General features: G+C 41.9%; 13 protein-coding genes. 7 read left to right on the top strand and 6 right to left on the bottom strand.

What is annotated here, in order from left to right:
* The gene (locus tag PCIT_RS03505; RefSeq protein ID WP_010363244.1) at positions 1–1,569 is read right to left on the bottom strand and encodes an anthranilate synthase component 1; all 1,569 of its coding nucleotides are present in this window, start codon (positions 1,567–1,569) and stop codon (positions 1–3) included.
* Between the two features lie 448 nt (positions 1,570–2,017).
* Here PCIT_RS03505 and rnm point away from each other — a divergent pair, with 448 nt between their 5' ends.
* Genes rnm through rluB form a run of 5 tightly spaced genes read left to right on the top strand, consistent with a single transcriptional unit; the run spans position 2,018 to position 5,794 of the window.
* On the top strand, positions 2,018–2,866 hold the full coding sequence (rnm, locus tag PCIT_RS03500) for an RNase RNM (protein WP_010363246.1): 849 nt from the start codon (positions 2,018–2,020) through the stop codon (positions 2,864–2,866).
* A gap of 1 nt (position 2,867) precedes the next feature.
* Positions 2,868–3,488 (top strand): L-threonylcarbamoyladenylate synthase, encoded by a 621-nt coding sequence (locus tag PCIT_RS03495; RefSeq protein ID WP_010363248.1) that lies wholly within the window; start codon positions 2,868–2,870, stop codon positions 3,486–3,488.
* 9 nt (positions 3,489–3,497) lie between these two features.
* Positions 3,498–4,298: a segregation and condensation protein A gene (locus PCIT_RS03490; protein ID WP_010363249.1), complete on the top strand. Its 801-nt coding sequence runs from the start codon at positions 3,498–3,500 to the stop codon at positions 4,296–4,298.
* Positions 4,299–4,346: 48 nt separating this feature from the next.
* Entirely contained in the window at positions 4,347–4,931 is a 585-nt protein-coding gene (gene scpB, locus PCIT_RS03485; protein ID WP_010363250.1) for an SMC-Scp complex subunit ScpB, read from the top strand.
* Positions 4,928–5,794, top strand: coding sequence for a 23S rRNA pseudouridine(2605) synthase RluB (gene rluB, locus PCIT_RS03480; protein WP_010363251.1), 867 nt, complete (start codon positions 4,928–4,930; stop codon positions 5,792–5,794). The genes scpB and rluB overlap by 4 nt, the downstream gene beginning before the upstream one ends.
* Before the next feature lie 96 nt (positions 5,795–5,890).
* On the opposite strand, the gene PCIT_RS03475 is transcribed toward rluB, so the two are convergent.
* A complete protein-coding gene (locus tag PCIT_RS03475) occupies positions 5,891–6,634 on the bottom strand; it encodes a YciK family oxidoreductase (protein WP_010363252.1) in 744 nt (247 codons plus the stop codon).
* A 196-nt stretch (positions 6,635–6,830) separates the two neighbouring features.
* Here PCIT_RS03475 and PCIT_RS03470 point away from each other — a divergent pair, with 196 nt between their 5' ends.
* Complete coding sequence (locus tag PCIT_RS03470; RefSeq protein ID WP_010363253.1) at positions 6,831–9,236, top strand: VolA/Pla-1 family phospholipase; 2,406 nt, start codon at positions 6,831–6,833, stop codon at positions 9,234–9,236.
* Positions 9,237–9,308: 72 nt separating this feature from the next.
* A complete protein-coding gene (sohB, locus tag PCIT_RS03465; protein ID WP_010363255.1) occupies positions 9,309–10,313 on the top strand; it encodes a protease SohB in 1,005 nt (334 codons plus the stop codon).
* A gap of 67 nt (positions 10,314–10,380) precedes the next feature.
* Here the strand turns inward: sohB and PCIT_RS03460 are convergent, their stop codons facing one another.
* The 4 genes from PCIT_RS03460 to PCIT_RS03445 form a co-directional block, all read right to left on the bottom strand.
* The gene (locus PCIT_RS03460) at positions 10,381–10,755 is read right to left on the bottom strand and encodes a PH domain-containing protein (protein WP_010363257.1); all 375 of its coding nucleotides are present in this window, start codon (positions 10,753–10,755) and stop codon (positions 10,381–10,383) included.
* On the bottom strand, positions 10,755–11,660 hold the full coding sequence (locus PCIT_RS03455) for an ABC transporter ATP-binding protein (RefSeq protein WP_010363259.1): 906 nt from the start codon (positions 11,658–11,660) through the stop codon (positions 10,755–10,757). Before PCIT_RS03455 ends, PCIT_RS03460 begins: the two co-directional genes overlap by 1 nt.
* Positions 11,657–12,466, bottom strand: a complete 810-nt coding sequence (locus tag PCIT_RS03450) for an ABC transporter permease subunit (RefSeq protein ID WP_010363261.1) — start codon at positions 12,464–12,466, stop codon at positions 11,657–11,659. Before PCIT_RS03450 ends, PCIT_RS03455 begins: the two co-directional genes overlap by 4 nt.
* A gap of 103 nt (positions 12,467–12,569) precedes the next feature.
* Positions 12,570–14,390, bottom strand: a complete 1,821-nt coding sequence (locus PCIT_RS03445; RefSeq protein WP_010363263.1) for a M2 family metallopeptidase — start codon at positions 14,388–14,390, stop codon at positions 12,570–12,572.
* Positions 14,391–14,498: the final 108 nt, after the last annotated feature.

The raw sequence follows: 14,498 nt of genomic DNA, 5'->3' as shown, positions 1-14,498 counted from the left end.
CTAACCTCCTTGATACGTTGACTGCACGGCTTTAATTACAGCCTGTGCCTTGGCTCGAGTTTCATCGGCTTCAGCTTGCGGTACTGAGTCATATACGACCCCTGCACCGGCCTGAACATATGCCATATTATCTTTTACAAATGCAGAGCGAATGACAATGCAGGTGTCCATTGTGCCATCTCCGGTTAGATATCCAACGGCACCGCCGTAGCTGCCTCTTCTAAACTTTTCAACCTGTCGAACAAGCTCTGCGGCCTTCACTTTTGGGGCTCCAACCAAAGTACCCATGTTCATGCAAGCTTGATAAGCGTGTAATGCGTCTAAATCGGGCTTTAGTTGACCAACAACACGAGATACTAGGTGCATGACTTGAGAGTACCTATCTACCTTTAATAGCTCTTTTGCATGGCGTGTTCCTGCAACACTAATTCGAGCGACATCATTACGGGCTAAATCAACTAGCATTAAATGTTCTGCTCGTTCTTTTTTATCATCTCTTAACTCAAGTTCAATACGGCTGTCTAAGTCTGGGTTTATCGTACCATCTGCAAATTTACCACGTTGGCGCGTTCCTGCAATTGGATAAACTTCAACTTGGTTGCTTTGCACACAATATTTCAAAGCGGACTCAGGAGATGCACCGAATACAATGAAGTCTTGATCTCGCATAAAGAACATGTACGGACTTGGGTTTTGCGCTTTTAATTTTTGATATGCCGCCAACGGTTGATCACAAGGTAAAGTAAATGCCCGAGAGGGAACAACTTGAAAAATATCGCCATCTATGATGTTTTTCTTTAGTTTTTCGACCTGATCACAGAAAGTGGCATCATCAATGTTTACGTTCACATTGCACTCACCACGATTTAGCGTCGGGGAGTAGGGTACAATGTCATCGCATTGTTGATTTAATGATTCAAGCTGCTTGCCAATTTCAAAACAATTAGCATGAACATCAGGCCCGTTGAATACGTTACCAATTAATTCTGTGGTTTTTTCTTGATGGTCGATTAGTACGAGTGTTTCAGCTAAATAAAAGACATAGTCTGGGCAGGTGTTTTTATCATTGGGTACATCTGGCAATTGCTCAAAATTGGCGACCATGTCATAAGCAAATACACCCGCTAAGAATACTGAAAAAGGCGTATCTGAATTACTTCTAATTTCATTAATGCAGGTTCTGAGTGCGCTGAATGCATTATCCGCTTTTAATTTACTGTATTCGTCTTGTTGTGCATCATCTATTTGATATTCAATAGTGAGCACCCTATCGGTTAACTCGACATGACAGTTTTTGACTTTATGCGTTAAGTGAGCAAGTAGTTGTTTACCATTGTTCGAAAGCGCAGTAACAATCACTTGTCTACCATGGCATTCTATGCGTAAAGCCGCATCGACCAAAACAATACTTTTGACGTTGTCTTTTGAGTCTATTTCTGCTGACTCTAAAAGTAGTGAATTGCGCTTATCGAGCGCCGCATAAAGTGAAAGCGGGCTGCTAATATAGTTGCGCCGCTGCCTTATACTTGTCACCTCACCAGGTGTTGTCGTTATATGACTAAAAATCAAACCTCATTCCCCTAAAACAAAAAGCCCCGCTAGTAAGTGTTACTAAGCGGGGCGTTTAAATACGTATAACAATGCCGTCCCGCTAAGCCAGGCACCACCACCAAGAATGTGTCATTGCATTGTTATTTAACATGTGTAATTCCAATTATTAACATTTATTTAGATATAAAAAAACCCGCGTAATTTGCGGGTTTAAACTTTCGCTAGATACAACGAAACACCCGACTTTACGAGCGCCACCACCAATTTGTTGTTTTAGTTAATTTTAGCATGTGTTAATCATTCATATGTATCTTTAGTACGTACAGTAAACCCCACTAGGCGCAATTCTGTCAAGGGCAAAACAGCGATCGTTAAAGAAAAATATAAAAAATATACAAAGTTCGTAGCGGTTAGGAGTGTTATACTCACTACCTAGTAAAAAGCTACCAGATATAAAAGAGTTAGTTTGATTAAATATGATTTACATAGCCATACCACTTTTTCTGATGGACGTTTAACGGTTCAGCAGTTGCTAGAGCGAGCAACAGAAAAGGGCGTAGATGTATTGGCGATTACAGACCATGATACCACCGCCGCAATTCAGCCAGCGAAGGCGTATATAGAGCAAAATGATTTGGCGATTGAGTTGATCCCGGGGGTTGAGATCTCAACACGATGGGAAAGCTTCGAAATACATATAGTAGGGTTAGCAGTTGATCCAAGTGCTAAGCAGTTAAGTGAACTACTGCAGTCTCAACAAGCAAAAAGAGAAGCGCGCGCTAAAGAAATCGGTGTTAGATTGGCCAAACGCGGCTACGAAGGGGTTTATGAGCAGGCAAAAGAGCTTGCTGGCGATGCTGAGATCACCCGTGCTCACTTTGCTGCCGCGTTGGTTGAACGTGGAGTCGCAAAGAATATTCAGGGTGTGTTTAAAAAGTTTTTAGCACGCAATAAAACAGGATATGTGCCAAGCTCATGGTGTGATATGGCAACGGCTATTAATGCAATCAAAGCAGCAGGTGGCATAAGTGTTGTTGCGCATCCCGCTCGATATCAAATGTCGAACAAATGGCTACGTAAGTTATTGCAAGAGTTTGCAGATATAGGCGGGCAAGGTATGGAGGTCGCCCAACCCCAGCAAGCGCCGAGCGAACGTCAGTTTTTAGGCCAACTAAGCCAAGAGTTTGGGTTACTAGCCAGCCAAGGCTCAGACTTCCATTACCCGATGCCTTGGCTAGAACTGGGGAAAAACCTATACTTACCAAAAGATTGCCAAGGTGTTTGGCAGTTTTGGGAAGAAAACGAGGAATGTTAATATGAGCCAATTTTTTCATGTTCACCCAGATAACCCGCAGGCACGGCTAATTAAGCAAGCGGCTGATATTATCAAGCAAGGCGGTGTTGTTGTTTATCCAACCGATTCAGGGTATGCCATAGGGTGCGGTATTGGTAACAAGCAAGCTAAAGAACGTATTGAGCGTATAAGAGGCATTGAAAAGCATCATAACTTCACCTTGATGTGCAGAGATTTATCAGAGCTTGCGACCTATACTCGAGTAGATAACCAAATGTTTAGGCTGATAAAAAATAATACCCCAGGCCCGTATACTTTCATTTTTAAAGGCACGAAAGAAGTGCCTAAGCGGTTGTTGAATGATAAGAAGAAAACCATTGGTATTCGGGTAACCGATCACCCAATTACCAGCGCTTTATTGACTGAGTTAGGCGAGCCGATGATGTCGTGTTCTTTAATCTTACCCGGTGAGCAGTTTACGGAGTCAGATCCCGATGAAATTCGTCTCAGAATTGAAAAGCTGGTGGATTTAATTATTCACGGCGGTTATTTAATAGAGCAAGCAACAACGGTCATAGACTTATCTGAAGATGAAGTCGATATTTTGCGCGTTGGGTGTGGCGACACCGCAGCGTTTACATGATGCCTCTTAATGAGTGATTTAGCAGAAAATACACCGCCGTTTGCATTTTTACATGGGCAAGCGGTGATAGAAAAGCCTGAAGACTTATATATTCCTCCAGATGCCCTAGAAATTATTTTAGAAACCTTCGAAGGGCCACTCGATCTTTTATTATATCTGATCAAACGTCATAAACTGGATATTTTAGAGTTACCTATTTTGAGTATTACTCAGCAATATGTTGCATATGTGGAACTGATGACTGAATTAAGGCTTGAGTTGGCTGGGGAATATTTGGTGATGGCGGCATTATTGGCACAAATAAAGTCGCGGATGTTGTTACCTGTGCATGAGGAACTGGTAGAAGAAGAAGATCCTCGAGCAGAACTTGTCCGCAGGCTGCAAGAATATGAGCAATTTAAAACAGCAGCTGAGAGTCTTGACCACCTTCCCAGAGTGGAGCGTGATATATTGCTGGCAAGGGCTTTAATTGATGAAAGTGACTCGCCAGTCGCTGAAACGCCCGATATTGAACTCAAAGAGCTTATGCTGGCTTTGGCTGAAGTTATGGCGCGAGCTAAACAATTCGAACATCACCATATTACAACTGAATCGTTGTCAACGCGTGAGCGCATGAGCCATATTTTACATTATTTGTCAGAATACAATGGCCCATGCCCGTTTACCAAGTTATTTACAGTAGAAGAAGGTCGCAGTGGGGTTGTGGTTACTTTTATTGCGATGCTGGAATTAATTAAAGAGCAATTGATAAATTGTTTACAAGTTGTACCGTCTAGTCAGATTTATTTGAGTTTGCAGCTACAAGAGTAGTGTAACCTCTGTCATAATAGGGGATTGAATTCTATTTTGGTTTGATAAATGCGGCGTGTAAGTGACGAGCAATTAGTTGAGCTTATAGAAGCGGCTATTTTTGTATCAGAAACACCATTGTCAAAAAAGCGATTAAGAGAAACAGTGTTGAAAGACGTTGCCGCTTCAGGTGGGCGTGTTGATGATGCAATTCAAGCTATATCTGAGCACTATCAAACACGCGGTGTTCAATTAGTTGAAGTAGGCAGTGGGTACCGGTTTCAAGCATGTAAAAGATTAACGCCTTGGTTAAGTAATTTGTGGCAAGAGAAAGCGCCGAAATACTCAAGAGCGACCTTAGAGACATTGGCTCTGATAGCTTATCGTCAGCCGATCACCCGAGGTGAGATAGAACAAGTACGTGGTGTATCTGTAAGCTCCAATATAATGAAGAGCTTACAAGAACGCGAATGGATAAAAGTTGTCGGTTTTAAAGAAGTGCCAGGTAAGCCTGCCTTATATGCGACGACAAACCAGTTTTTAGATTATTTTTCGTTATCTGGCTTAAGTATGTTGCCTGAATTACCAGAGCAGCATGAAGTTAAAATAGATCAGATGTTAAGCGATCCTTCTGTGAGAGAATCATCCGAATGAGTGAAAAGTTACAAAAAGTATTGGCCCGAGCTGGCGTGGGATCACGTCGTGAAATGGAAAAGTACATTGACGCTAATCGCGTTAGTGTTGATGGCAAAGTGGCTAAATTAGGCGATCGTGTTGAAGAAGATGCGTTGATCCGTGTTGATGGCCATATTGTAAAAATTGAGCAAAAAGAAGACCGTATTTGTCGTGTAATTATGTACCATAAGCCGGAAGGTGAGTTATGTACACGAAAAGATCCAGAAGGACGTCGCACGGTATTTGATAGATTGCCACGTATTGATGGAGAGCGCTGGATAGCAATTGGTCGTCTAGATATAAACACTTCTGGATTACTGTTATTCACCAATGACGGTGAACTTGCAAATCGATTGATGCACCCTAAATATGAAGTAGAGCGTGAATATTCTGCACGTGTATTTGGTGAAGTAACCAATGAAACGTTACGTACGCTCACTAAAGGTGTTGAGTTAGAAGATGGGCCTGCAAAATTTCTAAATATCAAACCAATGGGCGGCGAAGGGATCAACAAATGGTTTAACGTGATGCTGACTGAAGGACGAAATCGTGAAGTACGTCGTTTGTGGCAATCACAAGATGTTGAAGTGTCGCGCCTTATTAGGATCCGTTATGGCAAGTTAGAACTAAATAAACGTTTACCGCAGGGCGGCTGGGAAGAGCTTGAATTACCAGAAGTAAACTATTTACGTAAATCAGTACGTTTGGGTAATGAAACGCAGACTAAATTATCTGTAATGCCTGAAAAGCGCAAAGATAAGCGAGCGAAGATTAATCAAATTCGCAAGGCCGTTAAAAAGCACAATCAGAGAGTGCAAAAGCCGAAGCGTCGCCAATCATAACGTCAATTCATCCAATATTGATATGATCAGAGTTAAGTAAAAAAAGCCGCAGGATACGCGGCTTTTTTATGTTTGTTAGAACTGAAACTTACTGTACTACTTTGGCTGTGCGTCAATTGACTGGCCATTGACCTCTTTTGATGACTCTGACATCAAGTATAAGTAGGTAGGCATTAACTCTTCAGCTGTTTTTAAAGTGTTTTTATCTTCACCAGGGAAAGCAGAGGCTCTCATACTCGTTCTTGTTGCACCAGGATTGATGCAGTTAATACGAATGTTAGTCTTACCTACTTCTGCGGCCCAAGTTTGCATCATGCCTTCAGTTGCAAATTTTGAGATGGCATAAGGTCCCCAAAACTCTCTACCTTGGCGGCCAACGCCAGATGATGTGAATACAACTGAAGCCGATGGCGACTTTCTAAGCAATGGAAACATGTATTTAGTGATCATTGCTTGTGCTGTCACATTCACCTTCATAATATTCTCAAAGGTTGATACACAAAAATGCTCAAGCGGGCCTAAAGAGCCTAAAATTGATGCATTATTTAATAGGCCGTCTAGCTTGCCAAATTGCTGTTCAATTGTTGCAGCAAGATCTCTATAGTTTTGTTTTGTTGCACCGCGCATATCTAAAGGTACAATGGCAGGCTTAGGATAGCCTAAATTGACTATCTCATCGTAAACACATTCGAGTTTTTGTGTTGTTTTGCCAAGTAGGATGACGGTTGCACCGTGTTTAGCATAAGTTAATGCTGCAACTCGGCCAATGCCATCGCCTGCACCTGTAATTAATATGGTTTTATTTTCTAAGGCATTTGCCGCAGCTTTATAATCGTGCATCGTGGACCCCAAATTAGAACTTTTAGACATTTTATCATAGCAATCACTCAAGTTATCGAATTTATTGTAAATATAAGTGGCGAAAGGCTACACTTTGCGTTAACTTTAACTGGTCTAATGTCTTATTAAAAATACGATTACAATAATTTAACTAATTACAGCAAAATAATAATAAGATTCTGTCGGAGCCTATAAAATGAAAAAAATGCTACTCTCACTCGCAGTTACCTCAGTCTTAGCAGGCTGTGGTGGTGGTGAAACATTAGAAGATATTAAAAATGAAACAGCCCCGGTATTGCCGTCTGTTTCGATTAAATTTGACCCTTCCAACGGTGTAGTTTCAATACCGAATGATTTGTTACTCAGTGGCACGAAGGATGGCACATTAAATTTGCCAGGAGAATTGGATGCTGAGGGCAATCCTGCCATCACGCGCGCGCATTATGCAAACCCATCTTTAGCGCTTGGCGCACTAGATGGCTGGTCAACTCAAATGCCTTATGTTATTGACTTAAACATGGCATCGGGCATGAGTGTGAATGGAGATTCAGTGAAAATGCCTGGATCTGTGCGTATTTTTGAAGTTGTGATGGGGGCTAGCCGCACTGATGAGCAGTGTGCTCAAATTCCTGCTGGGATCGCATGTAAATCAGTTGCGGAGCTTAGTAATGGCTTAACTGGTGATTTTATTGCGCAGTTAACCAGTACTGGCGATGGCATCGCAATTCAACCTTTAAAGCCATTCAAAGCTGGCTCGACGTATATAACGGTACTGACATCGGGTCTTGAAATGGCTGATGGACGTCCAATCAAAGCTTCTTCGACTTATACGCTAGCGCGTCAAGAAGCCGATTTAGTGACGCCATCTCAGCTTGCGCTTCAAGGTGCGGTGCGTAGTTATGAAAAAGCAGTAACAGAAGGTAGTTTTGATGATGCCCTTGGAGCCTTAAGTAAAGACAGTATTATTTATACTTCGGCTGCGACTATGCAATCAGTAGGTCCAGCGATGGCTGCAGTCAAAGGTCTATTGGCGTCAAGTTTGACAACAGGTACTAACCCAAAGCTAGAAGTACCTGAACAGCCAGTAATTACAGTAAGAGATGTGCTGGTTATGGGTGGACAAGATCCAGCAGCTGTTGCCTCGTTCCAAGCGATACAATATATGAAGGGCAGCATACAATTACCAATGTATACTGGTAAACCACAAGCGACTAGCGTTGAAAGCTTAGCCGATACGTATTGGCAAGGGTTATGTGACAATGCGGCAGTTGTTGCAGGTTACCAAGCTGCCGTTGGTGGTACGTTACCAACACCAGAAGCGGGAACTACTGATGCCGTATGTGCAGGACTATCAGGCGGGTTACTTAGAGATTTCGGTCTTGACTCAATGCGTCATGTTACTAAGTACAATAGCATTCCAAAGCAACAATGGCTTGCGAATGTCCCCGTACAAATTACAAAGCCTATACCTCAATTATTGGGTATAGAGCAGCCTGCTACAGGTTGGCCAGTAGTGATACTTCAACATGGGATCACAACGAGTAAAGAAACAATGCTAGGGCTGACTTTAGCATTGAGTGCGCAAGGTTTCGCCACTGTAGCAATCGATCACCCGATGCATGGTGAGCGTGGTATTGATGTTGATAATGATGGCGCAGATGACTTTAATGCGACGACGGGTTCCATATTGTCTTATATGAACTTAACCTCATTGTTAGTCGCTCGAGATAACTTACGTCAATCAACCGCAGATCTATTAGCGCTGCGTTTAGGGCTTAACTTTGGCGCTCCAGCAATAGGGTTAAACCCGACCGATGTTAGCTTTGTTGGTCACTCTTTGGGAGCAATTGTTGCTCCAAGCTTTGTTGCACACGCAAATTTACCATTGAATGAGCAAGTAGATGGGTTATTTAAAGTGCAAAGCGCAGCGCTGGCAAGTGGCGGAAGCGGCATTGCAAGCTTCTTGATTGCATCAGAGCAGTTTGGTCCATTTGTTCAAGGCTCAGTGCTCAGCGCCGCTGGTAATGTTGCTTCTAAAGCTTTCTTAGCCTTTTTGCAAAGTGATGGGGTCGCAGGGTGTACTGCAGAGAATATCGTGCCATGTGGTTACAGTGCGTACATTAAGCATTTGACTGAGACAGGTGATACAGCATCTTTGGCTGCAATTAATGGTATTATCCAACAGTTCGCTGTTGCAGCTCAGTCTGCTTTAGATAGTGCGGATCCGCTTAATTATGCATCTCTAGTGCAGGCTGTTGGCACGCCTATGTATATGAATGTGGTTACGGGTGGGGTTGATGGTAATAAACCGGATACTGTTATTCCTCCTACAACGACGAACCCGTTGTCAGGCTCAACACCGTTAGCGCGCTTTATGGGTTTACAAACTGTTTCTGAGTCTCAAGGGCCAGGTAACTATGTGGTGAACTTTAGCCAAGGGCACCACGGTTCAATTATTACGACGGCATTTAGTGAAAGTGCTGGTGGTACAGCACAGGGGCATGCAATGGCAACTGTGGAGATGCAAACTCAGCTTGTGTCTTACTTAAAATCAAAAGGGTTAGGGCTTCAAGTAACTAACTCAGCAGTTGTTGCTAATTAATTACAATTAGTTCACTATGAAAAGCCGCTAGATATAGCGGCTTTTTTATTGCTAAATTTTTAGGAGTAGGTGTTGGCATTTTTATTTGAGTATGGGTTATTTTTAGCTAAAGCGGTGACAATAGTGGCTGCTATTGGGGTTATACTGATAATGATCATAGGCGCAAGCCAAAAGCCGAAAGGCAAGTCTGGTGAAATAGAGCTTAAAGACTTATCTAAGCAGATAGCAGACACTCGCAATCAATTTATAGAGCAAACGCTAGATAAAAAAGCGTTAAAAGCGCATAAGAAAGCGAATAAAAAGCAGGTTACAACTGACCCTGATGGAAAAGCCTTTGTAATCGATTTTAGTGGCAGTATGGATGCGCATGAGGTGGAAAGCTTAAGGGAAGAGGTGAGTGCCATTTTAACCATTGCAGATAAAGAAAAAGATCAAGTGGTTATTAATCTTGAAAGTGGTGGTGGTGTTGTTCACGGATATGGGCTGGCCGCATCTCAGTTAATACGTCTTAAAGACTTCGGTCTACCGTTAACTATATGTATTGATAAAGTCGCAGCCAGTGGCGGTTACATGATGGCATGTGTGGCGGATAAAATTGTGGCTGCGCCATTCGCCATTGTAGGCTCAATCGGTGTGATTGCACAGCTGCCAAATTTTAGTAAAATTCTGAAAAAGAATGACGTTGATTTTGAACAAATTACAGCTGGTGAGTATAAACGTACCTTAACCATGTTTGGTGAAAACACTGATAAAGGTCGTGAAAAATTCAAAGAGGAAATAGAACATACTCACGGCTTATTTAAGGATTTTGTTGCTGAACATCGAGCAACTTTGGATATTTCTGCAGTGGCAACTGGTGAGCATTGGTTTGCGTCACACGCAAAATCATTGAACTTAGTCGATGAGCTTAAAACCAGTGATGACGTGTTATTGTCTTTGAATGAGCAGTACCAGTTGTATAAAGTAAGCTACAAAATTAAGAAAGGGTTGCCTGAGAAGCTTGGTTTAAGCGTCAGTACTATGGTTGAAAAGCTGGGTGTATCGCTGTGGTCTAAAAGCCAAAAAATGCGTATGTAACACATCGCGTTATATGAAAGATAAAGATACCGTATGACTGTACCCATACGGTATCACAGCTTTGAGTTTATAGCGTATGGCTGCTAATGATTTTATACACGTCGTTTATATTATCACCGGCTTTAAATTCTTTTGTGAGTGGTTCGGTTTCTGAACCAACCCAGATTTTAAGCTCTGAGTCCATATCAAAGTGGCCCGCGCTTTCTTTACTAAATTTCGTTATTTTACTGTAGGGTATTGTCAGTATTTCTACTTTAGAACCTGTAACGCCTTGCTTATCAATGAGTATTAACCTTTTATTGGTAAAGACAAACATGTCACGAATGACTTGGTAAGCTTTTTCGATTTGCTCTGATTCAATCAATGTATCAGCAAGTAGCTCATCAAGTTTATCATTGTCGACTTCACTTGCGTTACCTAGAATTCCACTTAATAATCCCATTATTCGTCCTTCTGAAAGAGTTGATTTTCGAGAGTATGACCATTCACTAATTGACGGTATTGCCAATTCAGTTTGTGACAATATTTAAGCAAGTGTATATCAAATTGCTCAAAGTGGGATTGATATTCAATAATATATTCTTTATTTTGGCTTTGTGTGACGTGTAATACCCCTGATAACTGCTTAATTTGTTCGAGTGCATTTCTAGGATCATTTATCAGCGTTAAAGTAACGTAGTGGTTACTCCCTTGCTTTGCATCGCGATCGTGAGTAGTAAGCTGCCCCTGATTTAAATATAAAACATGGTCGCACAGTTTCTCTAGCTCAGCTAAATCATGTGAACTTAATATAAAGGTTATGTCATCACTTAATGATGCAATAACATGTCGTATCTCACGTGCATTAAGGGGATCTAATCCCGCGGTTGCTTCATCTAAGAAAACAATTTTAGGAGAGCCTATCAATGCTTGTGCAATGCAAACTCGCTTTTTCATACCATGAGAAAGCTCTGCTATTTTTGCATGGTGGTTGTCTGCTAATCCAACTAAGTCAAGTACTCGGCTAGTTTCAATGCTTGCTGTGTGTTTGCTCATACCTTGCAAGCGGCCATAGAAGTTTAATTGTTTTTGTATTGAAAAGCGTGGGTCGAGCGTAGCATCCTGCGGAAGTGCGCTCACCACGCCAAATAGATCGGGTGAGCCAAGTGGTTTGCCCATAATGCTAACCGTTCCTGAGCTGGGCATTAAATATCCGCATAAAATACTAAATAGAGTCGTTTTACCGGCTCCGTTAGGGCCAACTAATGCCACCGTCTGACCTTTTTTCACCTCAAAGCTGACATCACTCAGAGCTTGCTTATCCCCAAAGGATTTACAAAGATTATTTACTGCAATTAATACACTCATAGTGACCGCCTTTTAAACGTTATAATACTTAGGGTTAACAGCCCTAAAGTTTGTGCGACAGGCAGCAACCAATCACTCAGAGAAAAGCTATTTTGAGGCGCAACATCTACGATTTGTACACCGGGATAAACATATAAAAGCCAAGACATAATGGAGAAGTAATAACTGAGGTAGCTTATTAGCGCGTTGCCAAGTGTAAATAAGAGTATGGCGAGGACCACACTTAAGCGAGAGGAGCTTGTTACTAAGTTTAGCAACGACATCAAAGCAATAAATGGCATAACAATGAGAGTGAGTTGCACAGTAAGAGAGATGCTCAACAATGTACCTGAGCCAAACAAGCTAATATCACGATAGATCATCACAATAAATGTCGCTAAAACGGTAAGAAAAATAAGAATTGCAATGATGATAAGTTGACCTAAAAATCGGCCTAGTAAGATTTCCTCACGAGTACAACGCAAACTAATAAAGCGAAGGGTACCACGCAATCTATCACCAACTGTCTGATCAGAACAGACGAACAAACTAAATGCAGGGAAGCTATATAGAGCGATTATCCAAAAAATGGCCAATTCAGCTTCAGGCCAACTGACTAGCTCTCTTAAACCAATGTTACCAGCAAGTTGCCCAGTGATATCGGCAAACTCTGGGCTACTTAAAAATGGCACTGCTTGCGCTATTAAATAGTTTTGGATCATAAACCAAACCATGGCAAAGGCACCGAGTGCAAGTAAGCCACGTTTTGTAGCGAAGAGGCGCGTTAGCTCAAATTGAGCAAGTTGCCACACTCTGAATATCGACATAATTTCTCCTTTTTTTGCACAGTAACGTGTTATTTACTGAATTTAAAGTAGAAAACTGTTTCAGAATGTGGCGACAGTCATAAATGGCCTTTAGCGCATTAAATTACCAACCGCACTGGCGGCCTTCATTTTGCTTATCAAGGTACTTTTGCAAAGGGGCAAAGTAATCAAGCATTGCGGTTGCATCCATTTGTTTGCTCCCTGTAATACTTTCTAATGCTTCTTGCCATGGACGGCTGCTGCCCATTTCTAACATAGCGTTTAGACGCTCACCGGCTTCTTTAGAGTTATATACTGAACAACGGTGAATTGACTCTTTATTACCCGCGATTTCACACAATGAACGGTGGAACTCAAATTGTAAAACATGGGCTAGGAAGTAGCGAGTATATGGTACATTACCAGGTACATGGTATTTTGCACCTGGATCAAAATGTGATTCATCTCGCGCTATTGGCGCTTGTACACCTTGATATTTTTCACGTAAATCCCACCACGCTTTATTGTATTGCTCTGGTGATATTTGCCCAGAAAATACTTGCCAGCGCCATTGGTCTACCAGCAAACCAAATGGGACAAATGCAACCTTGTCTAGTGCCATTTTCATTAATAAGCCAATGTCTTTTGACTCATCAGGTACTTGCTCTAACAAACCAATTTCTTTTAAGTAACCGGGAGTTACAGACAGCGCAATGGTGTCACCAATCGCTTCATGGAAACCATCATTGGCACTTTCTTGATAATAAAGTGGTAATTTATTGTAGGCACGTTGATAGAAGTTATGGCCTAATTCGTGGTGAATAACGGAGAACTCTTCGCCCGTGCGCTGAATACACATTTTGATACGTAAATCATCTTTGTTATCCAAGTTCCAAGCAGAGGCATGACATTGTACATCACGATCTTTTGGTTTTGTGAATAGCGAGCGAGTCCAGAACGTTTCAGGTAACTTTTCAAACCCCATTGATGTAAAGAAGGTTTCAGCACCTTGCACCATTTTTAGCTCATCATAGTTATGCTCTGCTAATAACTGTGTTACATCATAACCTGGATCGGCATTTTCTGGAGCCACGACATCGTATATATTGCCCCAAGTTTGTGCCCACATATTCCCCAATAGATGCGCTGGTATGGGTTGGTTTTGTGGTACTTTGTCTTCACCGTATTTTTCACCAAGCTTTGCTCGTACATGGCAATGTAATGAATTATATAAAGGCTTTACTTGGCCCCAGATACGATCCAATTCTGTCGCAAAGTCATCTGCTGGCATGTCATATTTACTGCGCCACATTGCTCCAGTGTCAGCATAGCCTAGTTGGTTTGCCCCTTCATTTGTCAGAGAAACTTGCTGGGCGTACAGCTCACGCATTTGCGGTGAAACTTGTCGCCACCCCTGCCATAAATCGAGTAATTCCTCATAGTTTCTGCTTGATGCCATTTTGGCTGTCATATCGCCGAGGCTTAAACATTGGTCTGCTGTTTTACAATACTGACCTTTGCCGTACATGCCATCTAACTCAGCTTTTAATGCTGCCAGTTTTTTCGATTTAGCTGGATCTTGTGGCGCTGGTAGCGTGAGGTTTAACTTAAGCTTGTCCATTTTACGACGATTATCATCGCTCAATTCTAGGTTATCAAAACGCGCAGCTTCATTCGCAAGTTGTACGATGATATCTGTTTGTTCACGATTCACATCAGCCGCCAAACTGGCGGTATCTTCCGTTATGAAGTTTGCATAAATCCAATTTGCTCGACTAGAACGAGCAGATAAATCCATGAGTCTTTGCTCTGATTGAGCAAGGAATAGTTCAGCTTCTTTTTCTGTTGGCTGCTGGGTTTTAGGAGCGGTGTTATTACACGCAGAAAGCGTTAAAGTACTCGCAACGAGGAGTGCTCCAAAGCTAAGTTTAAAATATGGTTTCATTATGAGTTCACTTGTTGTTGTTAAAACAGCGTGATAATAACAGTGAAGAGAAGAGGCCACAATTACTGTCAGATAAATGCAGTGTTAATCTGAGTTTACGCTATATTT

Origin of the sequence: Pseudoalteromonas citrea (assembly GCF_000238375.3) — a bacterium.
Classification (GTDB): domain Bacteria; phylum Pseudomonadota; class Gammaproteobacteria; order Enterobacterales; family Alteromonadaceae; genus Pseudoalteromonas; species Pseudoalteromonas citrea.
This window is presented reverse-complemented; position numbering and strand designations above follow the sequence as displayed.